This window comes from Acinetobacter legionensis (genome assembly GCF_048552295.1).
GTDB lineage: Bacteria > Pseudomonadota > Gammaproteobacteria > Pseudomonadales > Moraxellaceae > Acinetobacter.
Window position 1 is genome coordinate 209,169 of sequence record NZ_JBIMCW010000003.1, and the last position, 26,899, is coordinate 236,067.

Sequence of the window (26,899 nt, forward strand, 5' to 3'; positions counted from 1 at the left end):
AAGAGTTTTTAGTATATTGCATTTGACCTGATATAAATATTTTCATATAAATGAATTGACTGCTAATCATTAGAGAGATGAAGCTAACAAAATAAAGGGTTGAGCAAATAGAAGTTTTGCTTATGAAAAAGATGAATGATTTTCCTTTTCAACTTTTCCGCGCCTATGATATCCGTGGAAAAGTTGAAATGATGCCCCCAGAATTGATTCAGGCAGTGGCATATGCTTTAGTTAATCAACTGATTGAAAAGGGTCAATCAAAAATAACCTTGGGTTATGATGCACGATTAAGTAGTCCTGCGTATGCTCAAATTATCAAACAGGTATTTCAAAATAACCACATTGAAGTTACTGAAATAGGCTGCTGTGCGACCCCACAATTGTACTTTGCCGCAAGAAATACGCAGGGCAATGGCATTATGGTGACAGCAAGTCATAATCCAAAAACTGACAATGGTATTAAATGGATTATGCAGTTTGAGCCACCTTCTCCTGAAATGATTCAAAACATTGGAATTCAAGCAAAAAATTATCTGCAAAATAAGCAGTCAGCATGGATTGATACAGGAGCTATTGTTGAAAGGGCAACTCATCAAATAAAGTCTGAATTTTGTTTATCCTATCAGTCCGCGTTATTAACAGATATTCAATTAACCCGACCACTCAAAGTCGTGATTGATGGTTTAAACGGTTCCGCAGGCTTTTGTGCCAATCTTGTTTTAAAAAAATTGGGCTGTGAGGTGATTGCATTACGTTGTAATGCTGATGGAAACTTCCCTGATCATGCACCAGATCCTTCACAAGCTTCACATTTAGAATTACTACGACAAAATGTACTCAATCATCAGGCAGACATTGGTATTGCTTTAGATGGTGATGGTGATCGTGTGGTTTTGTTGGATGAAAATGCACATATTATTTCAGCAGATCGACTTTTAGCACTGTTCGCGCAAATCTGTTTGAAAGATCATCCACAGCATGAAATCGTGTTTGATGTGAAATGTTCATCTATGGTGCGTCAAGTGGTTGAGCGTTTAGGCGGTCAAGCCAAGATGATTCGAACTGGCAGCAGTTTTTTACGCAAATACATGTCGCAATCTAAAGGCCAAGCTGTCTTTGGTGGTGAGTACGCAGGTCATTATGTCTTTAATGATGGGCGAGGATTTGGCTATGATGATGGGTTATATGCTGCTTTACGTGTGATGGAGTACTTAAGTTATTTTCCTCAAGCCACATTGTCTGAAATCTTAGCGTGTTATCCCGATCGTTTCTATACCGAAGATACCTATATCAGTACCCATTGTACTGATCCGAAAATTGTTTTGAACGAGATTGAATATCTCAGTCAACAGTTTGGTGCTGAACTGAGTAAAATTGATGGCATACGCCTTGATTTTGAACACGGGTTTGGCATTATTCGAGCATCAAATACGGGTGAATATTTTACAGTACGGTTTGATGCTGATGACCCAATTTGTTTAAATGAAATTCGTCAGACATTTGCGTCTATGCTTCGTGACCGTTATCCTATGATCGCCAAAGATATTCTACAGGCACACTGATTTCTTAATTTATCCATATTCATCAGTCTAATTCCTACAGCTCACTAAGGAGAGGCGAATGCCACATCAGCATACTGGCATCGACAAAGCGCAAATATTGACAGAGGCTTTGCCATATATTCAACGATTTACAGGTAAAACACTCGTTGTAAAATATGGTGGCAATGCAATGACTGATCCTGCTTTGGAAAGTTCATTTGCTCGTGATATCGTTTTACTCAAGACTGTAGGTTTAAATCCGATTGTCGTACATGGGGGTGGTCCACAAGTAGATTCATTACTTAAACAGTTAGGTCGTGAGTCTGATCGAATTGATGGAATGCGGGTGACGGATCCAGCAACCATGGAAGTAGTCGAGATGGTTTTAGGCGGCAGTGTCAATAAATCCATCGTTAACTTGATTAATCAACACGGTGGACGTGCTATTGGTTTAACAGGGAAAGACGGTAATTTATTACGTGCTCAAAAGCTCTTGATGGAAAAAACGCTTGCAGATGGTACAGTCACACAAATTGACTTAGGTCTTGTGGGAGAAGTGATCGGGGTTAAAACTGATGTCTTGGAAATGTTTACCCAGAGTGATTTTATTCCAGTGATAGCGCCTTTAGGTGTAGATGAAGATGGTCAAACTTATAATATCAATGCTGATTTAGTTGCTGGTAAAGTGGCAGAAGCTTTAGGGGCGGAAAAATTGATTCTATTGACCAATATCTCGGGTGTTTTAGATGAAAATAAAAACCTCCTTACTGGTTTGAGTACTCAAGAAGTGGATCGTCTTATTGAAACCGGAGTGATTTACGGGGGGATGATCCCCAAAGTGGGGTGTGCGTTAGATGCGGTTAAAGGTGGGGTTGTTAGTGCACATATTGTGGATGGGCGTGTACCCCATGCAACGCTCTTAGAAATCTTTACAGATCATGGTGTAGGAACATTAATTACCAACCGTGGCAAGCCTCATAAATAATTTTTAATTTATACGTTAATTTCTTTGAAAGCCAATGTGAAAGCATTGGCTTTTTATTTTACCGACACTGTTTCAAATTAACTACTCATTGCGTGTTTTTAAACGGTCATTTTTTCGTCATATAAGTGTCATCGGGATTGCCTAGTGTAAGTAAAAGCTCAAGGAGTCGAAAATATGTTCGCAAAATTAAATCAGTATCGTCAGAACTTCCAGAACTTAAATTTACCTTTACCAAAATCTAAAAAAGCACAATCACAATATAAATTTGAATGGGTCGAAGACCTGAAACAACTCAAAGAAGTACAAAAATTTCGTGCAGTACAGTTCGCAGATCAATTTGGCATTACATTTGAAAATGGGTTAGATCAAGACTTATATGATCTTGATTGTGAACATGCAGTATTACGTGATAAATGGAGCAATGAAATTGTTGCTTATACACGCTTGAAGTTAATTCAAGGGCATGAGCTTGCACGTAGTTATAGTGCACAAGAGTTTGATCTTTCTCAGCTTTCACATTTATCTAATATTGTAGAAATTGGCCGTACTTGTGTGCATCCGCGCTATCGTAATGGGCGTGCCTTGTCGATGTTATGGTTAAATCTAGTTCCGACAGTGCTGTGGAAAATGAAAGCAAAACATTTAATAGGGTGTGTCAGTATTCGTCTAGAAGACAATAAGGCCCGTGCTTATTATACGCATCAGCATTTGAAGAAAATGACTAGCAAACAGTCGATTGATATAAAGGCAAATTCTGCTTTTGAACCGTGTCATCCAGAGTACAGCTTTCCACAAGATGAACGAATTCCGAAGTTATTTGATGTCTATTTGAAAATGAATGCTCGTTTATCTAAACAGGCTTATCATGATGAGGCATTTAATTGTTTAGATTATTTTGTCTTTTTAGATGTCAATGAAATTGCCAAAAACTTTGTTTTAAAGAAAATGGTTAATCGCTGAGTGTCCGAAAAAATAAGGATACTTTGACTTAGATATCCTAAAATTACCCCAAGCATTTTGTTGTTCTGTGTGAAGTCATTAGTCTAATATGCATCTGTTTGCAGTTATTTTCAGTTATTGAGATTTGCAAGCAGGTGCGTAGTCATGCACAATATTCTTATAAATAAAATGCTGTATGAATACACTATGTGCCAATTGCTTGGAATGAACTGCGCTGCTCCCACTGATATTACCTTTTCGTTTCGTGGGTTTTCTCAACGCGCAGGAATAACCTCTGATCATTCTGATGGGTTTGGTATTGCTTTTTTTGAAGATAAAGCATGCCGTTTATTTGTTGATAATCAATCTGCTGTCTTGTCACCAATTGCTGAACTGGTGCGTAACTATCCGATCAAATCTCGTAATGTTATTGCGCATATTCGCAAAGCAACCCAAGGTAAAATCACCTTAGAAAACTCTCATCCATTTATTCGTGAGCTATGGGGGAGACAGTGGATTTTTGCACATAATGGTGATTTACATAACTTTCATCCGCATTTATCGGGGCGTTTTACCCCTGTAGGCAGTACAGATAGTGAGTTGGCATTTTGTTATTTGCTTGAACAATTAGTTTTAAGATTTGGTTATTTTGAACCGAGTTTAAATGATGTTTTTGCCTTGCTTGAAGAAATCTCACCTAAAATTGCAGAATATGGCACTTTTAATTTTTGCCTCTCCAATGGACAAGCATTGTTTAGTTATGCGACAACTAAGCTGCATTGGATTGTACGTGAGTATCCATTTACATATGCACGCTTAGTCGATATTGATGTTGATATTGATTTTAGTCAATTTACAACAAAAGAAGATCGTGTTGCCGTGATTACCACAGAGCCGTTGACTCAAAATGAAGTTTGGACCGCATATCAGCCTGGTGAGATGATTTTATTTAAAGATGGTCAAGCGATAAAAGCCGCAACGACCCATGTGGAAAGACTTGCTCGTGAGGCCGCTGATCCAAGTTTGGTTAGAGTCACCAAGGCAGATCAATATTAGTTTGATCTGAATGAATTCATGTGAAGATTGGGGGAGGCGTAATTCGTTAACTCCATATTTTTTAGAATCTAAGTCATTGTAAAAATAAATTTAATTTATAGTCAACCTGTCAAAAACTCAGACATAAGAATATAATTTCTCTTAAATAATACTTTTAATTAAATCGACTGTATGAGTAAATAAAATTGTTTGATTATAAAAAGCTTACACTGCACATCTTACATTCAAAGTTTAAATACCTTTGCTTAGGTGATGCCTCGCTTTTCGTAGGGATTATCAAACCTTGCGCTACAAACAAAGCAGTGCTTTGTTATTGCTTATGTTAGGCGAGGGGTACGTCCTGTACCTCGCCCAATGGCGACATCCATGTTGCCATACGGTAGGATCACGATCTAAGATTCAAAAAAAATGAATTGATAACCAACATTTTCTAAATGTTCATACAATACATAAGCTTCATTTATGATCAATGGCTTGATGCAAATCACTTGTATGAATAATGAGGTGGTTGACTATATGGGATTGTCATCTTTGATAATTAACTAAGTATTTTGATGTTGTTACAATAAACAGAGGATGATTAAATAATAATATTTAATTATATTCTTTATATAATTTTTGATGTAATGATACCGTTATAATTATTTAAATATCATATTAAATAGTCTTAATAAAATTTATATTTCAACTCTTTTAAAGTGAGTCATGAAATAAGAGGAATAATAATAGTATCTATAAAATATTTTTACTTGAATAAAGAAAGTATTTAAAAATACAACAAAATCACAAAAGAATATTTATTCTGATTTTGACAAAATTATCTTAGTTTTTTAACGAGAAATCGTATAAAAATAAAATTTGAAGTGATTGTAAGAAAAATCGATTACACAATTATAATCATTTATTCATGCTTAATAATAAATATAGACAATCAATAAAATCATTTAAATTTAATAATTGGTTAAAAAATATCTTACTCTTTTAGTGCGGATTAAAATATTATCCAAGTATAAACAATAACTTAATTTATTTCATAGTTTTTTTAATGAATCCCGACTAATACAGTTTATTTTTATTTAGAGAGATAGCCGTTAATATGGTTGCTTAAGGTCAAGACATTATTTTAGGGTGATCGTATGAAGATGAGATGGATTCCAGAATATAATACGGGTATCGATGTGATCGACGATCAACATAAAAGGATTTTGGATTACATCAATGAAATTGATGAAATCGGTATGGCAACGGATCGTGCTCGTATCAAGCAAATTCTTGATAATATTATTGACTATACGCAATCACATTTTACCTTTGAAGAAAGCTTACAAGAAGAGGCTGGTTATAAATATCGTGTTCCTCATAAGCGTGTACATGACCTGTTTATTAAACGTATAGAAAGTTATCGTACCAGTTTTGAAGAAGGGCATTCTATAGAAAAAGAATTACATGAGGTGTTGTCTAAATGGTTAATTAATCATATTCAACACGATGATGCAGATTATGTGGGGGCTGTAAAATTAAATATGATGGGGATCATTAAAGAAAACGAAAAGAAAAAAGGAAAAAATTGGTTTGCAAGATTTTTTTCGTAATTTACAGACATTTTATGATTGTGAAATTATGGAAATCACCAGCTCTCTAACTAAAAAAATTCAGAGGGGATAAAAAGAAATAACAAAGATTATAACAATATCTAGCGCAGCAAATCATCGAGGGGTGATTTGCTTTTTTCTTTTAAACTTTGATTTTCAGCATCGACAAAGGCAAAATAGTAGAACTTTTTACGAAACACCTCATGCAGGATTATTCTATGTCACGATGGTTATCGCCGCTCATGGCATTTTGTTTATCATTTATAATTATCGCAGGCTTAGCACCAAGTCTGGATATTCAAATTGATCGACAAATTGATTTTTGGATATTGTGGTTAGTGTCAATGCTCGTGTTGGCATTGCCGATTACTTATTTAGAAGTTGCATTAGCAAAGCGTTCTAAAACAACTGCACTCAATGCCTTGTCTAGCTTAACTCGTGATGCTGATGCATCACAATCGTGGCGTATTGTTGGCTGGCTGGCTGTTATTTTTATTCCGTTCTTAGCGGGTGGGATTTTATCGAATATCAGTCAAAGTACTGTGCAAATGGTGAATTTACCGATACAAAGTCATCTATTGTTTGCTGGTGCCGCTGTCATGGCTTTTGCTTTGTCATTTGCACCTCGTCAAATTTTAGTGGGTTTGATCACGGTAGGCGTGCTGCTTTCTTTAATTCTTGCACAAGTCTTTGGTACCCATTTACAGACTTGGCATGTTACCCCTTTAGAATTTAAAGAGTGGGGCAATGCTACGATTTTAGCCCTTGTGGCCACAGGGCTCGGTTTAGGTTTGTATTGGCAAACCAGCTTGTTAAATGTCCAACAGAATAATGAGGCGTCTAAAACAGCTTTACCTATTTGGATTGCGCAACTGGTTGCTGTGATTGCCTTTAGTTTTTTTGCAGCTTCAGCACAAATCCCTGCGTATACTTTATTATTTACTGCAGTCATTTCAGCCGCGCTATTATTACAACTAGGCAAAGAACAGTTAGCTCAACGCCAAGTCGCAATACTTATTCAATTTGTAGTGTTATTGGTGGCATTATTCATTTGGGCAATTCCAAATATGGTCGTGGTGTTTAATCCATTACTGATGATTTGGGGCTTGGTCATTTGCTTGATTTATTCAATCTTTGTGGGTTGGATTATGAAAATCAGCCATCTACGTAAAGCGATCAATTTTAGTTCTGAAGCGTTTTATAATATTTGGCGTATTGCGGTACGAATTATTTTACCTTTGAGCATTGTGTTGGCATTGGTATCCTATATTGGACAGTTAATTTAAGGGTCAAGGTGAATCTCGTGGCAAAAATTTGGGTGGCATATGCTGCCGAAAAGCAACAATTTCACATTGAGTTACAATTTTCTCAAGGCATGACGATTGCTGATGCAATTGCGCAAAGTGGATTGGTGCAACAAGTAGAACTGCCTGAAAATTTTAGTTTTGGTATCTTTGGAGTGAAAATAAAACAACAATCACATGTATTACAAGCAGGTGATCGTGTTGAAATTTATAGACCTTTAACGATTAATCCAAAAGATATTCGTCGCAATCGCGCAAAAGCAAATCCTGTCGGACGTTACTGCCGTGGAAATCGCTATCAACAATTGTTATTTAAATAAGGCGTTATTTACAATAATCGCTTTAAACAATTGAATGCATATGAAAAACCCCTCACTGAGGGGTTTCTTTTTATCGCAAAGTGTCTATAGTGGGGGCGCATTCAATATTGCTTCTTTAGAAGCAGGTAAACCAGGTTGAGACTCAGGAATGGTTTCTAAACCTTCAATTTTGTTTACGACACCTGATTGATCAAAATAAACCTTTAAATGTTGGCCATGTGCTGCGGGAATCTTCGCTTTTTTCGCGTAAGTTCCTGGGATATAGTTGTAAATGTAATCCCATCGTCCTGGATTCAATGGATCTGAGACTGTTGGGCTACCCAACAAGAATTGTACTTGTTGGTAGGTCATACCGACTTGAATTTTTGAAGCTTGAGCTTGGGTTAACGGTGTTCCTTGAGGAATATCGACTTTGTATACTCCAAATACAGAACAACCACCAAGTAAAGAAGCGACGAATAACGTCAGCATGATTTTTTGCATTTTGCTACACTATCCCAAATTAATTATGATGCAATTGATCCAAGGATAGATCATACTGCATCTCAACTCTGTTGCATATTCCAACTTAAAATTTGTTGAGAGACCTTTTTATATGCCTATTTCAAATCAAGATTTACGCAAAGCTGGACTTAAAGTTACCCTACCACGAATCAAGATTTTGGAATTATTAGAAAATTCAAGACAACACCACTTGAGCGCGGAAGACATTTATAAAACATTACTCGAACAAGGTGAAGATGTCGGTCTAGCGACCGTATATCGTGTGTTAACACAATTTGAAGCTGCTGGAATCATTCAGCGCCATCATTTCGAAAACAATCATTCTGTTTTTGAAATAATGCAAGAAGATCATCATGATCATTTGGTTTGTCAAAATTGTAATAAAGTCGTTGAATTTACTAATGAAACCATTGAACAAGAGCAACATTCAGTAGCTGAGAAACACGGCTTTCAGTTGACTGGACATTCTTTGAATCTTTACGGTTATTGTGATGAACCTGGATGTCAGGAAGCTTATCGTAAGCGCTAGAATCACATAAATACAACAAATGAAGGGGGGCTTATTTAAGCCCCCCTTTTTTTATACGCTCTTTTTTTGATTTGGGACTATTGTCCATCAAAGGTGAGTTTACTATTTGCATTAAGTAGTTGTGCACCACCTTCTTCATCCAATTTGATTTGTAGACGTAAATCATTTGGAGAGTCAGCATGTTTAAGTGCATCTTTATAGGTAATTTGTCCTGCTTTATAAAGGTCAAATAAAGCTTGGTCAAAAGTTTGCATACCCAATTCACGAGAGCGTTTCATCAAATCCTTAATCTCATGCACATCACCTTTACGGATTAAGTCTGAAACCAATGGTGAGTTGATTAGAATTTCAATTGCAGCACGACGTGAATTACCATCAGGTGTTGGGATTAATTGCTGTGCTACCATCGCTTTTAAATTGAGCGATAGATCCATAAACAACTGGCTATGACGATCAGACTCAAAGAAGTGAATAATCCGATCAATTGCTTGGTTTGCGTTGTTGGCATGCAGTGTGGCAAATACTAAGTGTCCCGTTTCAGCAAAGGCTATGGCATAGTCCATGGTTTCACGAGAACGAATTTCACCAATCAAGATCACATCTGGCGCTTGGCGCAAAGTATTTTTTAGCGCAATTTCAAAAGAATCTGTATCGATTCCCACTTCACGTTGCGTAATAATGCATCCTGCATGTTCATGCACAAATTCAATCGGGTCTTCAATGGTGATGATATGACCTTTAGAGTTTTGATTACGATAACCAATGATAGACGCAAGCGAAGTTGATTTACCTGTCCCTGTTGCTCCGACAAAGATGATAATTCCACGTTTGGTCATTGCCAGATCTTTGAGGATAGGTGGTAATTTAAGCTCATCCATAGTTGGAATTTGAGTTTCAATACGACGCAAAACCATACCTGGCATATCACGCTGCTGAAAGGCACTCACACGGAAACGAGCAGTTTTATCGCGATTGGTAATGGCAAAGTTACATTCACGCGTCTCAGCAAATTCTTTACGCTGCTTTTCACTCATAATTGAGTTAAGCAGTTGCATAATAATTTCGCCGTTTAACTTGGTTTTTACTACAGGAACAATTTGACCATTAATTTTCATTGATGGTTCAACATCGGCAGTAATAAATAAGTCTGATGCTTTTTGCTCAATCATCATATTGAGCAAGTCATTAAAATCCATCTTTTTTAAACCTCAATAATCCATTTTATAAAAATGATTCTGGTTGTTTTGCTACATTTCTTGCAACTTGAGGACTAATAATACCTTTGGCAACCAGTGTTTTTAAACTTTGATCTAAGGTGGTCATACCATAGTTTGCACCCGTTTGAATTGCTGAATACATCTGTGCAACTTTGTTTTCACGGATTAAGTTACGAATTGCAGGAATACCAATCATAATTTCATGTGCGGCAACCCGTCCTCCACCATTCTTTTTAAGCAGTGTTTGCGAAATGACGGCTTGTAATGATTCTGACAACATGGCGCGTACCATATCTTTTTCTTCAGCAGGGAATACGTCAATGACACGGTCAATGGTTTTTGCCGCAGATGTGGTATGTAGCGTGCCGAAAACCAAGTGACCTGTTTCTGCAGCAGTTAATGCAAGGCGAATGGTTTCAAGGTCTCGCATCTCACCGACCAAGATAATGTCAGGGTCTTCACGTAACGCAGAACGCAGTGCTTCATTAAAGCCATGTGTATCACGATGCACTTCACGCTGGTTGATGAGGCACTTCTTAGATTGGTGTACAAATTCGATTGGGTCTTCGACTGTTAAAATATGGTCATAGCGACTGTCATTGATAAAGTCAATCATAGAGGCCAATGTGGTTGACTTCCCCGAACCTGTTGGGCCTGTTACAAGAATCAAACCACGTGGTAATTCACAAAGATCTTTGAAGATTTGTCCTAAACCTAAATCTTCCATGGTCAGAACTTTGGACGGAATGGTACGGAATACAGCACCAGCACCGCGATTTTGATTGAATGCGTTTACACGAAAACGGGCAATACTTGGAACTTCAAATGAGAAGTCTGTTTCTAATTGTTCTTCAAAATCACGACGTTGTTTATCATTCATGATGTCATAAACCAGTCTGTGAACTTCTTTATGTTCCAATGCTGGTAAATTGATACGACGGACTTCCCCATCGACACGAATCATCGGTGGCATACCGGCTGAAAGGTGTAAGTCAGATGCACCATTTTTGACGGAAAACGCCAATAATTCTGTAATATCCATAATGTCCCCGAATAAAAATCTATTTGCCTAGGGTGTAGATTATTCATCATGCTTGTGCTTAAGCGTGTTTTCTGGGTTACTAGGCGCGAAGTACGAAATTTAGTTATTCTAAATGATGAGATACATCGTTTCGCAAGCTAACACGTAGCAGTCAAAAACATCAAAGTCCCACAGAGTTGTAGTTAAAATTATTTCAAACTGTGTTGTGAAATTTGAAAATAGGCTTACTATTCTCTTCATTTCATTCCTTGTTTGCTCAATTTTAGCCTACAACGCAAGCTATTTATAAACGATCTACACACCCTCATTATTTTGTAGAATAATAAGGCCTTTCACTCAGCATAACCAACAATTTCATTGCTTGGAAGCTGAAATTTTTATGAAATGAGAACCTTGTCAATGAATGATCTAAATCAAGCTCGAAATCATATACTCACGCAAATTCAGCAGGCCTGTTTGACAGCAAATCGAGATGTGAGTCAGGTACAGTTGTTGGCAGTTTCCAAGACACATCCAAGTATGCTCTTAAAAGAAATGTATGCTACGGGGCAGCGGGCTTTTGGCGAGAATTATTTACAAGAAGCGCTCGAAAAAATTGAAGATTTAAAAGATTTAGAGATCGAATGGCATTTTATTGGTCATGTGCAGCGCAATAAAACCAAGCATCTTGCTGAAAAGTTTGCGTGGGTGCATGGTGTTGATCGTTTTATCATTGCAGAGCGTCTCTCAAATCAACGAGAAGTTACTCAAAAGCCATTAAATATTTGCTTGCAAGTGAATATTGATGCACAAGACAGTAAAGATGGTTGTCAGCCTGATGAAGTTGCAGATCTGGTAAAACAAATTAGTCAATTAAAGAATTTAAAGTTGCGTGGTTTAATGGTGATTCCTGCACCTGATCATCCGCAAGCATTTAGTGATACAAAGCAATTATTTGATCAGGTTAAAGTTCATCATGCGCATGCTGAAGATTGGGATACGTTAAGCATGGGGATGTCTGGAGATATGGTGGAAGCCATTGCCGCAGGGTCAACCATGGTACGTATCGGGACAGCTTTGTTTGGTGCACGAGATTATTCAAATAAACATTAATCATGGTATGACGTATTTTGGAAGATTATTGCGCTTACCCTAATTTATAGCATTTCCTAAAAGCTAATTTATAGGATTATAGGGTTGGTATAGCCGCACCTTACCTTGAAAATTTAAATAAATTTATGTAGGCGATGCCTCTCTTTTCAGGGATGGATGCCAAATCTTGCGCTGCAAACAAAGCCCTGCTTTGTTTGTGCTCATGTTGGGTAGGGTACGCTCCACTCAACAGCGACATCCATGTCATCACACGATAGATCGCTCATGTATGACTCAATAAGACAAAAAAGCAGCTAAATTTGTATGAAGCTTACTATAATGAGTGGTTTAAGTTTATTTTAATTTTGATTTAATGCTGTAAACGTATAAGGCATCGATAATTCTAATCCGTAGAGATTGTTGATGACTATTTTTCATGTACTTATTCTTGCCATCATACAAGGGTTTGCAGAACTGCTGCCTGTATCCAGTTCAGCGCACGTGATTGTGGCTGAAAAATTGATGGGTTTTGACCCATCAGCGCCCGATATGACGTTTTTATTGGTGATGCTACATACAGGAACCATGTTTGCGGTCATTGTGTATTTTTGGAAGTCTTGGCGCACAACCTATTTTTCGTCATGGGATCGTTTTAAAAAACAAGCATGGTTTGTGATTGTTGCAACATGCATCACGGGCGTACTTGGATTAGCGTTGCAATCGATGATCAAACATGTATTTTTTGCTGGGGCAAACCACTTTGAAATTGAGCAATTGTTTAGCAACTCAAAATTAATGGCTGCTGCTTTAGCTTCTGCTGGTGTATTGATTATTTTATCTTCTCGATTAGATCGCGGACAGGTTGGTGATGTGACGATGAAAAGTGCGGCATGGATTGGCGCTGTTCAGGCTTTATGTTTGCCGTTTCGTGGTTTTTCACGTTCAGGTGCAACAATTTCAACAGGATTATTTTTAGGTGTCGCTCGCCAAAAAGCGGAAGAGTTTAGTTTTGCCTTGGCAGTGGTGTTAACCCCAGCGGTGATTGTAAAAGAACTTTATCGATTGCTACATGCCGAAAATTTTCAAAATATCCATTTAGCTCAACTGCTTTTACCCAGTATGTTTGGGATGCTGTTTAGCTTTATTGCAGGTCTTGTTGCTTTAAAATGGCTATCGAGTTGGCTTGAACATGGTCGTTGGCATTTCTTTGGTATTTATTGTCTGATTTTCTCTGGTGTCGTTTTACTCATTGGTTAAATCTAGGCTTTCAAACACTGACTTTTCAATATGTCACTTTAAATCTAAGCGTTCAATCCCATGTAAAATATTGAACGCTATGGGTCATTTTTCCTATTAATATTAGACTTCTTTGCTTAAGTCGAGTACAAAAATAATGCGGGATTATATGTATAGCGAATGATTTTTAAGAGTGATAGGGAAGTTTATGTCTGCATATTATCAATTAATTCAGCGTCATATCGATAAACAGGGTGTAGTGACTGCACATTATCAATCGACAGATCATGCTCAAGGGGCTTGGAATGCACATGAGCAACATATGGCACCAGCGACAGGGGTTATTTGTGCTGAATTAGAGCAGTTTTCACCTCGAAATGATGTTCGAATTGGTCGTATAAGTTTAGATATTCTTGGATTAATTGCAGGTGGCGAATTTTATATTCGGACAAAAGTAATTCGAGCTGGCAAGACCATTGAACTGATTGAATCCGAAATGGTCACACAAGGTAAAATAAGTATTGTGGCGAGAAGTTGGCGCATGATGATCAGCAATAGTCAAAGTGTTGCAGGCTTAGAGGATCAATCTATTGGTACACCGGAACAGTTACCGATTTGGCATGAAATACGTCAATGGTCTGGTGGATATATTCATTCGATTGAAGCAAGGACTGAGCAACGTCGACAGGGAGCTGGTATTGTATGGCTTAGCAATACTTTGGATATGGTTGAAGGTCGACCGACATCGGCATTTGTGAAGTTAATGGGAATGATCGATACTGCAAATGGTGTTGTGGCGAGACAAACAGCACCTTTTAATTGGGGCTTTCCAAATCTAGATTTACAAATTCATTTATATCGTTTGCCCCAAGGTCAATGGCTAGGCTTAGAAACCGTACAACAGTATGGTGAAGATGGTATTGGTTTAACCAGTTCCATCTTACATGATATTTATGGGCCATTTGGACGTAGTGAACAGATTCTCACTTTAAGACCTATACATGTTGAGTAATTGCATGGATGAAATCAAAAACTGTATTTCTACATACCGTTTTTGATTTCTGTTGGTATTTATTGAATAGTAATTAGCTTTTTTACATTGGCTTAGATAAATCGCTATAAAAAACAATTCTATGTGTAGGTAAAATGAATCTGATGAGTATCCGTTTAGGCATTTGGAATTTACTTTAAGGCAAATTATTCAGTTAAATTTTTTAAAATATACTCAACAATATTAGATGTAATATGATTGTCGATTTGACTATACTGATTTGAATAAAATTTAAAAACTGGAAATAGAATATGTATAAATCCAAACTATTATTATGGTTATGTCTTTGTGCTTTAATCAGCGCTTGTAGTACTGCAAAATATTCTTCAACGCAGGATGCTACTTCACAAGAAATCGAATCTGCACCATCACCTACCTCAGCAACAGCTAAAGCTGCACCAGCGCCTATCTCCAATCAAAATCGAGTAAAGTCCGAAGAGCGTTTGGGAACGAAATGGGGAGATGATGTGAGTTCATATGTGACTCAGGTTGATTTAAAACGTTTGAGTAGTAATCCTATTGATGAAACTCAAATTCGTTATGCCAGTAAGCAATTTTCAGGACGCAGTATTAATAGCATTTCTTTAGCTGCTGGAAAAATTAGCTTTTCTGTTGTGGATGATCGTGGGCGAATTTTACCATTGTATCGCGATGGAGAGCGTTATTATCTCTCTGCCCGTGATGGACAAAGCTATCAATTGCGTTATGCCAATACCAGTAGCCAAACCTTTGAAGTTGTTGCAAGTGTCGATGGTTTAGATGTTCTTAATGGAAGTAAAGCTTCACGTTCAAATAGTGGTTATGTGTTAAGACCATATAGCTCATTCGCGATTGAAGGTTTTAGGAAGAGTAATTCATCTGTAGCTTCATTTATTTTTAGTAAGCCAAATGATGCTTATGCTGCCAACACTACCAGTGGTTCTATTCAAAATACTGGTGTGATTGGTACAGTGGTGTATGAGTTAAAAGCACCAAAATACGATCTACCCAAAAAATCTAAGGATAATTACGCACCTGCGCCTAATGCCTTTCCTGCGGATTAATTAAAAATATTAAGACGAAAGGGGGGATGTTATTATCCCTCTTTTTAGATGTTATAATGTTACATAATTGCAATAATTTAAAAATAGCACAGTCAAAATAGCTACGATATTATGACTTTGATAATAATCTACGTAACTTATAAACTTTAAAATAGGTTTTATAATGAAAAATATAAATATATTTCTCTGCCTTTTTTTGTGTATTTTTCTAGCTGCATGTTCGAAAAAAACAGATGAAAGCGTATCTCAATCCCAAACTGAAGCGACCAGTGCAGATGCTGCCGCTGAAGCAGCCAACAATCAAGTTGCTGCTGATGAAAAGTTAGGCACAAAGTGGGGTGATGAAATTGATTCCCATGTGACCGAAGTGCAATTAAAGCGCAAATCTGATTCACCTCTTGCTGAAACTATCGTGCAATATGCAGATAAAAGCTACAAAGGTAAAACGGTCAATTCAATTTCTATTGCCGAAGGAAAAGTGAGTTTTTCTGTTGTAGATGATCGTGGAAACCGAATTCCAATGTATCGTGTTGGACAAAGCTACTATTTGTCAGGGCGTGAAGGGCAAAGCTATCAACTTCATTATGAAAATAACACAGCTAAAACGTTTGAAGTGGTTGCCAGTGTTGATGGTGTAGATGTCATTGATGGCAGTGAGGCTTCCAGAAGCAATTCTGGTTATGTATTACATGCACATGATTCATTGAAAATTGAAGGTTTCCGTAAGAGTGAATCTGCTGTTGCTTCCTTTACATTTAGTAAGCCTAAAGATGCATATGCTGCGAATTCAGAGAATGGTTCAATTCAGAACGCTGGTGTAATTGGTACGGTTTTATATGAGTTGGAAGCACCAGAAGACGAGTCTAAACCCGTGAATAAATATGCACCTCCACCAAATGCATTTCCCGCAGATCGTTAATTTATTCGTTTGTAATAATAATAGGCATTCTTAAAATAAAGAATGCCTATTATTAAACTTAATGAAATTAAATGAAAACTATAAAGAGTTTTAATCCAATGAAATTACTAAAAATATACACTGTAATCTTAATGGGCATGGTGTCTACGCAAGTATTTGCAAATCCTATTGAAGATCAATATAAAGTCCTTATTAAACCTCAGCCCAGTTATGCCAAATTTCAAGAAAACTTTGATACGATCCTTGGTAAAATTGAAGAAATAACGGAACGTGTAACTCAAATACAGGACAAATCTGAGCTTTATCCTATGTGTGTTGCAATACAAAGCTCAATCACTGCTATGAAAAATAATCAAAAATATAAGGCTCAATATGATCGTGACTATAAGCAGTTTGATACGACATTTGATGAAACTTTAGCAGAAGCCACACAAGGCTTGAGTGATAAAAAAGAAATTTGTGATCAAGCTAAACAAGCGTATTTAGAACATAAATAAATACGATGAGTTTATGTTTTAGAGGAGGGTGGCCTCCTCATTTATTCTAACTCACCACTTCAAGCGTACTTGCACCCGCCCCTAAAGGGCGTACCTGAATTTGCACAGGAATACGTTCATGCATTTCCTGTATATGTGAAATCAATACAACTTTACGCCCTTGATTTTGCAGTTGATCTAATGCATTCATGACCATATGTAATGAAGATGCATCCAATGTACCAAAACCTTCATCGATAAAGAGAGATTCAATTTTCATTGAACCTGATGCCATATTGGCAATTGCCAAAGATAAGGCAAGGGCAGTCAAGAATGACTCACCTCCTGAAAGTGAGGCAACCGAACGGGTTTCACCATCCATATCATGGTCAATGATGGCAAGGCTGAGTGAATTATCTAATCGTTTTAAGGTATAACGTTGAGACAACATCGCCAATTGTTGGTTGGCATGTTCGAGTAAAATATCCAGATTATACTGTTGTGCATAATCACGGAATTTCTTACCCGTCGCATCTCCCATTAAGTCTGAAATTTTGCCCCAGCGATGTTCTTCCTGTTGTACTTGTTGAATCTGATCAGCAAATTGCTTTTGCTTAGCAACATTTTGTTGATGCAATTCAAGTTTGAGTTTTAACTGATCGCGGATTTCAAATTGGGTTTTTAGCGTATTCGCATTATTCAAAATCAATTGTTGTAACTGTTCAAAATCAATTTCGGGTTGATGAAGCGTATGTTCAGTTAATTGCTCTTGTATGGTGTTAAGTGCTGAATTGGCCTCATTTAACATTCGTTCAGCATGTTGCAGTTGTTGGCGAATCTGTTGTTCTTGTACCGCTGTGATTTGAGCCAAAAGCTCTAAATCATCAGGCTGAAAAGCTGGATGCTGAGTAAGCCATTGCTGAATATCCTGATTCACTAGATTGAGGTTATTCTGATTGTGTTGTTGCTGAGCGTTGAGTTGTTCGAGCTGACTTTTTTCTTGCTCAAATTGATTGCGTAATTGATTAAAACTTTGCTTTTGTTGTTGGTAAAGCGTCTGAATTTTTTGGTATTCATGGTCATACTGCGTTAACCATTCATTTGGCTTAACTTCGGTTAATCCCGTCATATTTTGAATGAGTTGATTTGCCAATTCTGTGTTTTGTTGCCCTTTCAGTTTTATCTCGTTCAAGCTGTGAGCAGTTTCAGAAATGTGTTTGGCTGTATTCGCTATATTGAGTTGAGTTGTATTGAGTTGCTGTAGATATTGATCATGCTGTTTCGACAATAACTCAAGCTGTTCAAGCTGTTGTGTACGCGTATTTAATTGGCTCAAGATATATTGTGCTGTGGTGATACTGTACTGTTGCCATGCATTTTTTTCACGATCAGCTAAGCAACTGACAATATGTTGTACCTGATTGTGTAGGTTATTGGCATTTTGCAATAAATGTTCAGTGTGTTGAATGCTTTGACTTAATTGTTGCTGAATTTTGATGCTTTGAATCCATTGCTTAGATTGTGCTTCCAATTGTTGAATATCAAACTGATATTGCTGGGTAAGTTGCTCCAATTGTTGCTTAATTTCAGATTGTGTATGAGTTAAGTTCAGCGGGATTTGGGTTGATTGACCTTGTTCAATACATAGCTGTTGTATGACGGTTATTTTTTCAGTCACATTTTGAAGAGTGGTCTTAAGTTGTTGCTGTTCGACACTCAATTTGGTCAAGTTTTGTTGAGCCGCTTGCCAAAGGTTAAAGGTTTGTTGTTCTTTGAGCGTGGCTTGTTGTTCCTGTTGCTGTTGTAGCTCAAACAGTACTTTAGATATAGCAGAATCATCAAGGTGATAGGGATGGGTCGTGCTTCCACAAACAACACAAGGTTGACCATCTATTAATTCAGCTCTTAAATGTTCCACATTTTCAGCATGTAATAAGCGTTGTTGTTGTAAAACCTCTTGCAGTTTTAAACGGGCTTGTTTCGCCGTTTGGAAATCTTGTTCAGCCTGTATTGTGGTTTTTTCAAGTTGTTGAAATTGTTCCGAGCAACGTTTCAATCGGTCATTAAGCTGCTGAGATTCAATCTTTAATTCAAAAAACTGGGCTAATTTTTGCTTTAAGGTAGCCAATTGGTTGAGTTGGCTCAGTTTAAATTCACGTTGTTGGCGCGTTTGTTCAAGCTGAGTTTCAAGTTGCTCCGCAGTTCCAAATTGATGAATTGAGTCTTGTAATTGTGTTTTTTGCTCAATTAATTTCGTTTCAGCCTGAGACAGGTTCCCTAATTGATTTTCAATAGATTGATAGTGCTGAATAAATTGGGTTAACTGTTGCACATGTGCAGTTAAACCTTTATCCAAACTTGAGAACTGCTGAGAGTCTGCAAGTTGCTGATTTAAAAGATTTCGTTTTTCTGTAATCTGCTGAATATGATGTTCAAGTTGTTGTTGTTGATTGAGTAGTGGGGTTTTAGACGATTCTAAATCATTTAATCTGGTCTGAATTTTCTTAAATTCGACCCCAATAAAATCCCGCTCCTGAATACATTTCCGTACTTCACTCAAAGATTCACGATGGGTATTTTCGAAATTTTGCTGAACAGTTAAAGCCGTTTCAGTTTGGAGAAAACGGGTCTTTTCAGTGTCAAATTGAACTTGTAATGCATCAAAAAGCTGTTGTTGTTTTTGAGTTTGTGGTGCGAGTTGCTGTTCGGTTTTTATCAGTTGTTGCTTTTGAAAAATACTAGAACGAATCTCTGAGAATATTTCTAAACGATTTAAACGTTCACGCTCAGGGATTAAGCCTTGTTGCGCTTGTAACTGTGTATTAAGCAACTGTTGCTTAACGACAATTTCATTATTCAGTTTTTGTTTACGCTCAAACCATTGCTGTTGTTTTTCAAGTTGCGATTTTTCATCTTCAAGTTTTTTATAGTCTTGATTGATGTGTTGGAATTGCATCTGTAATTCAGCGGCATCTTCCTCAGCGAGGAGTTCAATATGACCGAGAAGGTTTTCCAAATCCTTACGTTTTGATGCCACCAATTTGGTTTTTTCGTAGGCCAATTGACCGACTTTTCCAAAAATGGATGAATTGGTTAAATACTCAAGTAATTCACCACGTTCATTGTCACGTGCTTTTAAGAAGGCTGTAACTTCGGACTGTGCCAAAAGAACTGCACGAGTAAATTGCTCAAAACTCAGTTGGGTAATTTTATAGATCGCTGATTCAACGGCTTTGGCTTTATCTGCGACTACCGTTCCATCAGTTAAGCATTTTAAATAGCGTTGGACACTTTGTAGTTTTCCATCTACTTTTTCACGGGAACGTTTAAGTTCCCAGCGTGCCAAATAATGCTTTTGATCTTGTGCCACAAAACATAATTCAGCAAAGCCGTGTGAGGTACCACGGCGGAGTACAGTCAGTGGTGAGTTGGTTAAAAGTTCAGAGCCATCAACATCCTGTAATTTACCATCACTGTCTTTTAAACGTGGGATTTTATTAAATAGAGCAAGGCACATGGCATCCAAAATGGTTGATTTTCCTGCTCCTGTTTTTCCAACAATCGCCACTAAACCTGCTGAAGCTAAAGGTTCAGATTCAAAATCTATAAAATGTTCACCCGAAAGAGACGCGAGATTTTTGAGTCGTATAGATAAAATTTTCACGGCAAACTCCTATGCGTCATGTTCATTTTCAAGCGTTTTTTCGGCTTCTTGTAATAAGCTTAAAAAGTCTTTCAAGACAGCATCATCATTGGTATAGCCATTTTTTTCCCAAAGTTGTTGAAAGAGTTTTTCTGGTGTCGGTGGTTCTAAATTGATTGAAGTAATTTCATCACTATTTTTTTCTGATGAGAAGTATTGTCTTGAGATGCGAACTAAGCGGTAACGGTTTTTGGGTAAAGCATCTTCAAATTGTTGGCGCAAATTGGGCGGAGGTGGAACATCTGTATGGTATTCAATATCGACATATTCACGCTGATCAATATTTTCAATTTCACCGCTTGCTAATGCCTTTAATTTGGCTAAAACTTCGTTCAATTCCCCTTTAATTTTATGTAGTTGTACACTACGGGGAATAAATACACTTTCAAATGAAACCCGTGACTCATCTATTTTAAGCGGGTCAATATTCACGTCGACAATTTGGTGTTTATAGTTGATTTCACTAAAGGATAAGGGAATAGGTGAACCACTATAACGGATATGTTCCTTACCAACTTTTTGCGGTTTATGTAAATGCCCGAGTGCAACATAATCAATGCTATCTTCAAACAATGTGGTAGAAAGTGCTTCCTCATTGCCAATGATAATAGGCCGTTCAGAATCAGAGGTTTCTCCACCTTGCATATGGGCATGTGACATTAGAATGAGTGCTTGATTATCTGTTTTTCTTTTTCGTGCTTCAGAAATCACCTGTTGATGTAAATAGGCAATGGCATTTTGACTGTTATTGGTTTGTTCGTTAAAACCTGTAATTTCGGCTGGGCGCAGAAACGGTAAGCTTAGGCACCAAGCAATAATATTTTTTTGTTCATCATAAATTGGAATCAGTAAACGATCCAAATCAATTTGACCAAGCTCGTTTTTATGAATCACACCGACGGTTTTGGCGTGATATTTTTCAAGCAGGGGCTCAACTTGTTCAATGCGATAACCTGAATCATGATTACCTGCAATCATTAAGGTTTGCATATGTGGAGCAAGCTGATGTGCATTGGCTAGGAATTGATAGAGTTGTTTCTGCGCAGCAGATGCAGGATTGATGACATCGAATATATCGCCTGCAATTAATAGGGCATGGGGTTGCTTTTCTTTGATTTGAGCTAATAACCACGCTAAAAATTGCTCATGTTCATACTGGCGAGAATGGTTATAGAAGAATTGTCCAAGATGCCAGTCTGAAGTATGAAGAAAGCGTACAGTCATTAGTTGGATAAGCCTTACAGAATTTAAAATTAAGGTAGCACAAATTGAATGCTTAAATCAGCTGTAAGGCCTTAATCACTTAATATGATCTGTATTTTTTATAAAAATTCTTAAAAAATACTCGCTATCTTTTTCTCAACTGTTTCATGCAGCCGAATATAGACAGGTTTTTTCGAACATTTATTTAGATTTTTAATTATTGAATGTTATTTTGCATTGGGATCAACTTGGACTAATCCAAAGGTATTATGATCTGCATCTAAAAAATATCCTTGCCAACATTTATTGGGAATAGCAAATTTCTCCATTGCTACTTGTCCACCCAAAGCTAAAATCTTTTCAGCAGTTGTATCAAAATCTTCAACTTCAAAAGAACAGGTAAAGGCATTGGTTCCACAATGGGTGGGTGGTGTTTGAGCTGGACGCTCCAATAAGCCACCATGTATGTTGGCTGTTTCAATTTGAAAATATTGAATGGGTAGACCTTCAACTTTGCGAAATTTCCAACCGAAAGCTTCATGATAAAATTTAACTTCACGCTCAGGATTTGAAGACTGAATTTCAAAGTAGCTTAGTGCGTTCATTGTTATTGTCCAATTTTAAATGTTTTGATTAAGATAATAGAATTTGCAAAGTTGTGATGTATAAATATTGAAAATGAAAGAATGAGGCAGTTAAAAGTGATGTGTTATGGATAAAGAAAAATTACATGAATTACGCGCAAAAATTACCATTTCAATCGCAGATGCTTGCGCTTTATTAAAACAATATGATGAGATAGCACATTGCATACAAGTTTATCATTAGCAGAATATTGAAAAAATTTGTGCAGCAACAGATTGTGATGCGGAACTTGTACAAGAATATTATGATGATCCTAGATATCATCCCAATCTTGAAAAAATCATTCAAAAAATTAATGAATTTAATCAACGTACAATCAAATTGAGTATAGATGAAAATCCAAAATATGTTGATAAAGTGGGTTTCTTTATTTGGGCAGAAGATGAAAATTTAGAGAGGATACAAAATAAAGGCAATAGAACTTATTTTATTCCGCAAGATGATTTTGCTTATGTCATTAAAATATTTAGATATTTATTTCCGTTGTTTAGCCCACTGAGAAATGAATTTGAGTGTAGTTTTGATCCTTGTTCAGATAACTATTTCGATCAAAATGCCATACAAGGCATTATCTTAAAAATTAGAGATCTACATTTTAACGATAGCAAAGTGATGAATTTTTTAGGAAAACTGGTCTGTTGTTTAGAGGAAAAAATGCAAATAGGGACTTATGTCATTATTTTTGGAAACCAATAAATGAAATTGAAACGGCAATTAGAAGTCGATCTGAAGTAATTTAGTGATGTCGATAAGTGAAGACAAAGCTTTTAAGCTTATTGCGTAAATCCCTTTGATTAATCTTTCTAAAGTTTTCATTGTTTGCTGTTATCCAATTAATACAAAGCGCTTAAGTGGTTTCCCTTGGATACTCTAAAATTCGAGGAAAATGGAAATCATAACTTTGTAGTGCAAACTTATACAATTGAGCAGGGCGTTTGCCCGCAATCTTAGATTGATCTGTTTCCTCAACTGCGCCAGCTTCAATCATACGCCGTCTAAATGACTTCTTCTCTAAACTTTGTCCCAAAATAATTTCATAAATCTGCTGTAACTCAGTCAAAGTAAACAGTTGAGGCATTAAACTGACGGGTAAGGCTGTATAACGTGCCTTACTACTTAAACGGTCAACAGCCATATCTAAAAGCTCTAAATGATCAAAAGCCAAGTCTAATTTTTTTGCCTCAGCAATTGAAATCCATTCACTATATTCATTTTGTTCAGTGGCAATCTGTTGAAACGCTTTGAAATCGATCAGGGCAAAATATAAAGCTGTTACAGCCCACCCACGAGGATCACGTGTTGCATTGCCAACCGTCGCAACTTGTTCCAAATGCGGTGATTGAAGTCCAGTTTTTTCAACCAATTTACGATGTGCTGTTGTCATCAAATCTTGATCTTTAGACAAATCGACAAAACCACCTGGGAGTGCCCATTTATCTTTTTGTGGGAAATTGGAACGTTTAATCAATAAAACTTGTAGCTGACCTGCATTAACAGAAAAAATCGCCATATCTACTGTAAGTAATGGGGATTCATAATCCTTTTTATTATAGTTGGAGAGAAATTCCTGTTCGGAGTTAAAGGTCACTGTAAGGCTCGCTTAATTTTATTAAAGTAACGGATTGTCTTGGATTATTACAGGGTGGAAGAGATTCGCCAAGTAGAAAATATGTTGAGTAAAATGAGATTGGCAATGGTGCAGCCTAAGCACAGAAACCTTGCAATAAAAAGCAAGGTTTCTGAAAATGATTGTTATAACTGATTTGCCAATCGCTCCCGAATTTCATTCAAACGACACGCTCGAATCAATTGCCCATTTTCAAACACTGTTTTTAACTGACCTTGTTGCTCTTGTTCCATGGTTTGCTGATCAAATAACACAAATCCGTCTTCAGTTTTTTCTACACGAAGTAAACCTTTAGCGGATTTCTTTATACCAGAATCAGTGATTGGATCTTTAAACAATTCACGTGGAACACCATTGACTTGTCCCCAAGTGGCTTTAACTGCAAAACCAAATGTGTCACGCGTTAAATAGTTATAAGTATAACTACCGATACCAAATACCAGATTATTTGAAGCATAGCCCTTAGCTTCTAGCCCTTGAAGAATATTTAAAGCACGTTCCAAAGTAATCGAGTCACCATAAATCAAACCAACACGCTCATTTAAAACTTTATAGCCTTGATCTGTTTCGGTTCCGCCAAAGATTTCCCATAAACATTGCACAGCGCCTTTATAAGCTGGACTACCCATTTCAGCTTCTGAGTCACCGCAAATGATTTTTACAGGATCACCAGAGTCAGGACGAAAAACCAATTTAGCCAAACCTAAAGCATTTGGCTGGCGAGCTAGAATTTCGTCTTTTAACTCCACAGTAAATTCTGTAATTACTCGCCAAAAATCCCAAGTATCCGATACGATACTGACCATACCTGATGGATAAAGCTCAGTGATTAAACGTCTAAAAGTTTCAATTTCATTGTCTTCACTGCCCATACACATCACACTATGTTCGGTTGCGGGAACCGAAACACCTACAATGCCTTCCGCATCGTAATATTCTTCTGCATAATCAATCGCTGAAACCGCGTCTGTACCGATAAAGCTGGTTAAATGTCCTACACCATTTTGTGTGGCATCATAAATCCCACTCATTCCGCGACTACTAAAATCATGCCCTTGTACAGCAACGAAGTCTAAAGGTACACCTGTTTTAATCGCATATGTTGTCAGTAAGCGTTTGTATTCAAATGCAATCGTTGCTGTAGTACAACTTTTCCATAATTCAGCGCTGAGTACTGTTTCTAAGTAGTTGGTTAACCAAAAGAACTCAGGCAGGGTATTTACAATAGTGAGGACAGGTACTTTTATATTGACACGACTGCCTTCTTCTAATGCTTTTATCCGAATCGGTAAATAGCCTAAGTCATATAAAGCTTCAATATGATCGACAGGAACTGCACCTTCGCCCAATGCGTTATCCATTCTACGTTTATATCTAGCAATGACTTTTGCCTTATCTTGTTGGAAAAAACCTTCATTCCAAGTTTCAATCAAAAAGTGTTTGATAAAGCCTTGTAAGCCAAAGAACACGATTTTATCGTCGAAGTCAGGCAACATTTTCGCTAAACCAGAAGAGCGTGGCGTGAAATTGGCATAAACATATTCTGTGCCAACAGGATACTGACGTCTGTGATCTGCTTTATAAAAGTCAATTGCATTCAGTGGATTGATTTTTAAGCTCATTGTTATTCTCCAAAATAATTAAAATGAATTGAAACGACTAAATGAAATGACGTTTAGATTTGGATGTTCAGTTTGAGGAAAGCTCGTCGTGGTAAAAATTTGGTCAACCAAGCCTTCAAATACGTGCATACCTTTACTAAAGATCCCGTGAGTCACATATAAAATCACATGTTGGCAATTTAATTTTTTTAACTCTTGTGCAATACCAATAAAAGTTGCACCACCATCACAAATATCGTCCGTGATCACAGCTGTTTTGCCCGTTAAATCAGTTGCGTTGACTTGAGCATTCTGAATTTTTCCTGTGACGGCATCACGTTTTTTTTCACAGTAGACCATTTCGATTTCGTGATCTCGTAAGCTATTGATGACTTTGGCAATCATTTTGGTCCGTTGTTTTGCACCTGCATCTGGACAGATTAAAACGGTGTCTTGAGCAATTAAAATGTCTTGTAACTTTGAATTTTGCAGAATGATTTCACTGGGTTGAACATTCTCAATCTCAAAAAAATGGGTATTTTCATTTAAAAGTTTTTCAGTAACACAACTATGTGCATCCCAAACTTTGATTGATTTACGTTGTTGTGGAAATTGTTCAGTATTGATATTTAATAATTTTGTCATTAGTTCTAATGAGAATGCCTGTCCTATCGCACAGATTCGATCTTGGCGTGCGTATGGAAAATAGGGGATTTCCAAATCAATTTCTAAACCTTGATTGAGTAATACATTTTCAATTAACAAGTAATCCATCAAATCTTGCGTGTTACTGATTTTGGCTTGAATCTGAATTTGCCCTTTCAACGTTTTTAACGTATCTGCTGAAATTTGAACATGTCGTTCACCACCCGCAAACTGGATATTTTGAATAGGGATAATATTGTTGTTTGAATCTTTGACTTGGATAGACATGTTGCTTATACCTATAAAGTGGCTTATTGCCAATAAATATATAGTGTCATAAAGCCTATTTAATTATCAATATTACTTTACAAAAGATTACAAACCTGGGTATTAGATGCTTTTTGATTGGATTTTTATTTAAGTCATTGTTTTATTTTGTAATATTTGGTGTGTGAGAGCGTGCTGATTTTTAATGCTGTCTGTTATTCGAGATTTAACAGGTTTTAATCCCTAGACATTTATTATGTAAGAAAAAGCAGGGGATCGCTAAAAGACGATAGCTATATAAAAGACAGCTACGATAAAAAGCCCTTACTATAAGAAAACATGTACTTTAAAAAGTCAGGAGGGATGATTCATTCGTTGAAATA

At 36.9% G+C, this 26,899-nt stretch carries 24 protein-coding genes; 15 read left to right on the top strand and 9 right to left on the bottom strand.

The features are described 5' to 3' along the window. The first annotated feature begins 122 nt into the window (after positions 1 to 122). The 7 genes from ACG916_RS04060 to ACG916_RS04090 all read left to right on the top strand — a co-directional run bounded on the left by ACG916_RS04060 (position 123) and on the right by ACG916_RS04090 (position 7,737). Entirely contained in the window at positions 123 to 1,562 is a 1,440-nt protein-coding gene (locus ACG916_RS04060) for a phosphomannomutase/phosphoglucomutase (RefSeq protein WP_419327567.1), read from the top strand. Positions 1,563 to 1,620: 58 nt separating this feature from the next. Beyond that, positions 1,621 to 2,526: an acetylglutamate kinase gene (argB, locus tag ACG916_RS04065; RefSeq protein ID WP_336952902.1), complete on the top strand. Its 906-nt coding sequence runs from the start codon at positions 1,621 to 1,623 to the stop codon at positions 2,524 to 2,526. A gap of 174 nt (positions 2,527 to 2,700) precedes the next feature. Next, entirely contained in the window at positions 2,701 to 3,486 is a 786-nt protein-coding gene (locus tag ACG916_RS04070; protein ID WP_419327568.1) for a GNAT family N-acetyltransferase, read from the top strand. Positions 3,487 to 3,672: 186 nt separating this feature from the next. Further along, positions 3,673 to 4,521 (top strand): class II glutamine amidotransferase, encoded by an 849-nt coding sequence (locus tag ACG916_RS04075; protein ID WP_336952988.1) that lies wholly within the window; start codon positions 3,673 to 3,675, stop codon positions 4,519 to 4,521. A 1,136-nt stretch (positions 4,522 to 5,657) separates the two neighbouring features. Beyond that, positions 5,658 to 6,113: a bacteriohemerythrin gene (locus ACG916_RS04080; protein WP_004819397.1), complete on the top strand. Its 456-nt coding sequence runs from the start codon at positions 5,658 to 5,660 to the stop codon at positions 6,111 to 6,113. A gap of 218 nt (positions 6,114 to 6,331) precedes the next feature. Beyond that, positions 6,332 to 7,399, top strand: coding sequence for a hypothetical protein (locus ACG916_RS04085; RefSeq protein WP_336952899.1), 1,068 nt, complete (start codon positions 6,332 to 6,334; stop codon positions 7,397 to 7,399). Positions 7,400 to 7,407: 8 nt separating this feature from the next. Beyond that, positions 7,408 to 7,737 carry an RnfH family protein gene (locus ACG916_RS04090; RefSeq protein ID WP_336952898.1) on the top strand — a complete coding sequence of 110 codons (330 nt, stop codon included), beginning with the start codon at positions 7,408 to 7,410 and terminating at the stop codon, positions 7,735 to 7,737. A gap of 84 nt (positions 7,738 to 7,821) precedes the next feature. Here the strand turns inward: ACG916_RS04090 and ACG916_RS04095 are convergent, their stop codons facing one another. Then, entirely contained in the window at positions 7,822 to 8,220 is a 399-nt protein-coding gene (locus ACG916_RS04095; protein WP_004722739.1) for an outer membrane protein assembly factor BamE, read from the bottom strand. A gap of 112 nt (positions 8,221 to 8,332) precedes the next feature. Here ACG916_RS04095 and fur point away from each other — a divergent pair, with 112 nt between their 5' ends. After that, the gene (gene fur / locus ACG916_RS04100) at positions 8,333 to 8,770 is read left to right on the top strand and encodes a ferric iron uptake transcriptional regulator (RefSeq protein WP_336952896.1); all 438 of its coding nucleotides are present in this window, start codon (positions 8,333 to 8,335) and stop codon (positions 8,768 to 8,770) included. 77 nt (positions 8,771 to 8,847) lie between these two features. On the opposite strand, the gene ACG916_RS04105 is transcribed toward fur, so the two are convergent. Both ACG916_RS04105 and ACG916_RS04110 read right to left on the bottom strand, forming a co-directional pair. Continuing rightward, positions 8,848 to 9,966 carry a PilT/PilU family type 4a pilus ATPase gene (locus tag ACG916_RS04105; RefSeq protein ID WP_336952895.1) on the bottom strand — a complete coding sequence of 373 codons (1,119 nt, stop codon included), beginning with the start codon at positions 9,964 to 9,966 and terminating at the stop codon, positions 8,848 to 8,850. A gap of 25 nt (positions 9,967 to 9,991) precedes the next feature. Continuing rightward, positions 9,992 to 11,029, bottom strand: coding sequence for a type IV pilus twitching motility protein PilT (locus tag ACG916_RS04110; protein ID WP_336952893.1), 1,038 nt, complete (start codon positions 11,027 to 11,029; stop codon positions 9,992 to 9,994). Between the two features lie 399 nt (positions 11,030 to 11,428). On the opposite strand from ACG916_RS04110, the gene ACG916_RS04115 reads away from it, so the two are divergent. The 6 genes from ACG916_RS04115 to ACG916_RS04140 all read left to right on the top strand — a co-directional run bounded on the left by ACG916_RS04115 (position 11,429) and on the right by ACG916_RS04140 (position 16,846). Further along, positions 11,429 to 12,121, top strand: a complete 693-nt coding sequence (locus ACG916_RS04115; RefSeq protein WP_336952892.1) for a YggS family pyridoxal phosphate-dependent enzyme — start codon at positions 11,429 to 11,431, stop codon at positions 12,119 to 12,121. Positions 12,122 to 12,523: 402 nt separating this feature from the next. Continuing rightward, positions 12,524 to 13,357 (top strand): undecaprenyl-diphosphate phosphatase, encoded by an 834-nt coding sequence (locus ACG916_RS04120; protein ID WP_419327569.1) that lies wholly within the window; start codon positions 12,524 to 12,526, stop codon positions 13,355 to 13,357. Between the two features lie 187 nt (positions 13,358 to 13,544). Beyond that, complete coding sequence (locus tag ACG916_RS04125; RefSeq protein WP_419327570.1) at positions 13,545 to 14,348, top strand: thioesterase family protein; 804 nt, start codon at positions 13,545 to 13,547, stop codon at positions 14,346 to 14,348. Between the two features lie 290 nt (positions 14,349 to 14,638). Beyond that, positions 14,639 to 15,430: a hypothetical protein gene (locus ACG916_RS04130; RefSeq protein WP_419327571.1), complete on the top strand. Its 792-nt coding sequence runs from the start codon at positions 14,639 to 14,641 to the stop codon at positions 15,428 to 15,430. A 163-nt stretch (positions 15,431 to 15,593) separates the two neighbouring features. Continuing rightward, positions 15,594 to 16,349: a hypothetical protein gene (locus ACG916_RS04135; RefSeq protein WP_419327572.1), complete on the top strand. Its 756-nt coding sequence runs from the start codon at positions 15,594 to 15,596 to the stop codon at positions 16,347 to 16,349. A 71-nt stretch (positions 16,350 to 16,420) separates the two neighbouring features. Beyond that, on the top strand, positions 16,421 to 16,846 hold the full coding sequence (locus ACG916_RS04140) for a hypothetical protein (RefSeq protein WP_336952885.1): 426 nt from the start codon (positions 16,421 to 16,423) through the stop codon (positions 16,844 to 16,846). A gap of 46 nt (positions 16,847 to 16,892) precedes the next feature. Here ACG916_RS04140 and ACG916_RS04145 read toward each other — a convergent pair whose 3' ends face one another. The 3 genes from ACG916_RS04145 to ACG916_RS04155 form a co-directional block, all read right to left on the bottom strand. Beyond that, the gene (locus ACG916_RS04145; RefSeq protein WP_419327573.1) at positions 16,893 to 20,489 is read right to left on the bottom strand and encodes an SbcC/MukB-like Walker B domain-containing protein; all 3,597 of its coding nucleotides are present in this window, start codon (positions 20,487 to 20,489) and stop codon (positions 16,893 to 16,895) included. Between the two features lie 9 nt (positions 20,490 to 20,498). Next, positions 20,499 to 21,752 carry an exonuclease SbcCD subunit D gene (gene sbcD, locus ACG916_RS04150; protein ID WP_419327574.1) on the bottom strand — a complete coding sequence of 418 codons (1,254 nt, stop codon included), beginning with the start codon at positions 21,750 to 21,752 and terminating at the stop codon, positions 20,499 to 20,501. A gap of 206 nt (positions 21,753 to 21,958) precedes the next feature. Further along, on the bottom strand, positions 21,959 to 22,336 hold the full coding sequence (locus tag ACG916_RS04155) for a VOC family protein (RefSeq protein WP_419327575.1): 378 nt from the start codon (positions 22,334 to 22,336) through the stop codon (positions 21,959 to 21,961). 361 nt (positions 22,337 to 22,697) lie between these two features. On the opposite strand from ACG916_RS04155, the gene ACG916_RS04160 reads away from it, so the two are divergent. Beyond that, complete coding sequence (locus tag ACG916_RS04160; RefSeq protein WP_419330050.1) at positions 22,698 to 23,072, top strand: hypothetical protein; 375 nt, start codon at positions 22,698 to 22,700, stop codon at positions 23,070 to 23,072. 151 nt (positions 23,073 to 23,223) lie between these two features. Here the strand turns inward: ACG916_RS04160 and ntrR are convergent, their stop codons facing one another. From ntrR to ACG916_RS04175, 3 genes are all read right to left on the bottom strand, one after another. Then, a complete protein-coding gene (ntrR, locus tag ACG916_RS04165; RefSeq protein WP_419327577.1) occupies positions 23,224 to 23,964 on the bottom strand; it encodes an ADPR responsive transcriptional repressor NtrR in 741 nt (246 codons plus the stop codon). Between the two features lie 164 nt (positions 23,965 to 24,128). Further along, entirely contained in the window at positions 24,129 to 25,625 is a 1,497-nt protein-coding gene (locus tag ACG916_RS04170) for a nicotinate phosphoribosyltransferase (RefSeq protein WP_419327578.1), read from the bottom strand. A gap of 18 nt (positions 25,626 to 25,643) precedes the next feature. Next, the gene (locus tag ACG916_RS04175) at positions 25,644 to 26,537 is read right to left on the bottom strand and encodes a phosphoribosyltransferase family protein (RefSeq protein ID WP_419327579.1); all 894 of its coding nucleotides are present in this window, start codon (positions 26,535 to 26,537) and stop codon (positions 25,644 to 25,646) included. Positions 26,538 to 26,899: the final 362 nt, after the last annotated feature.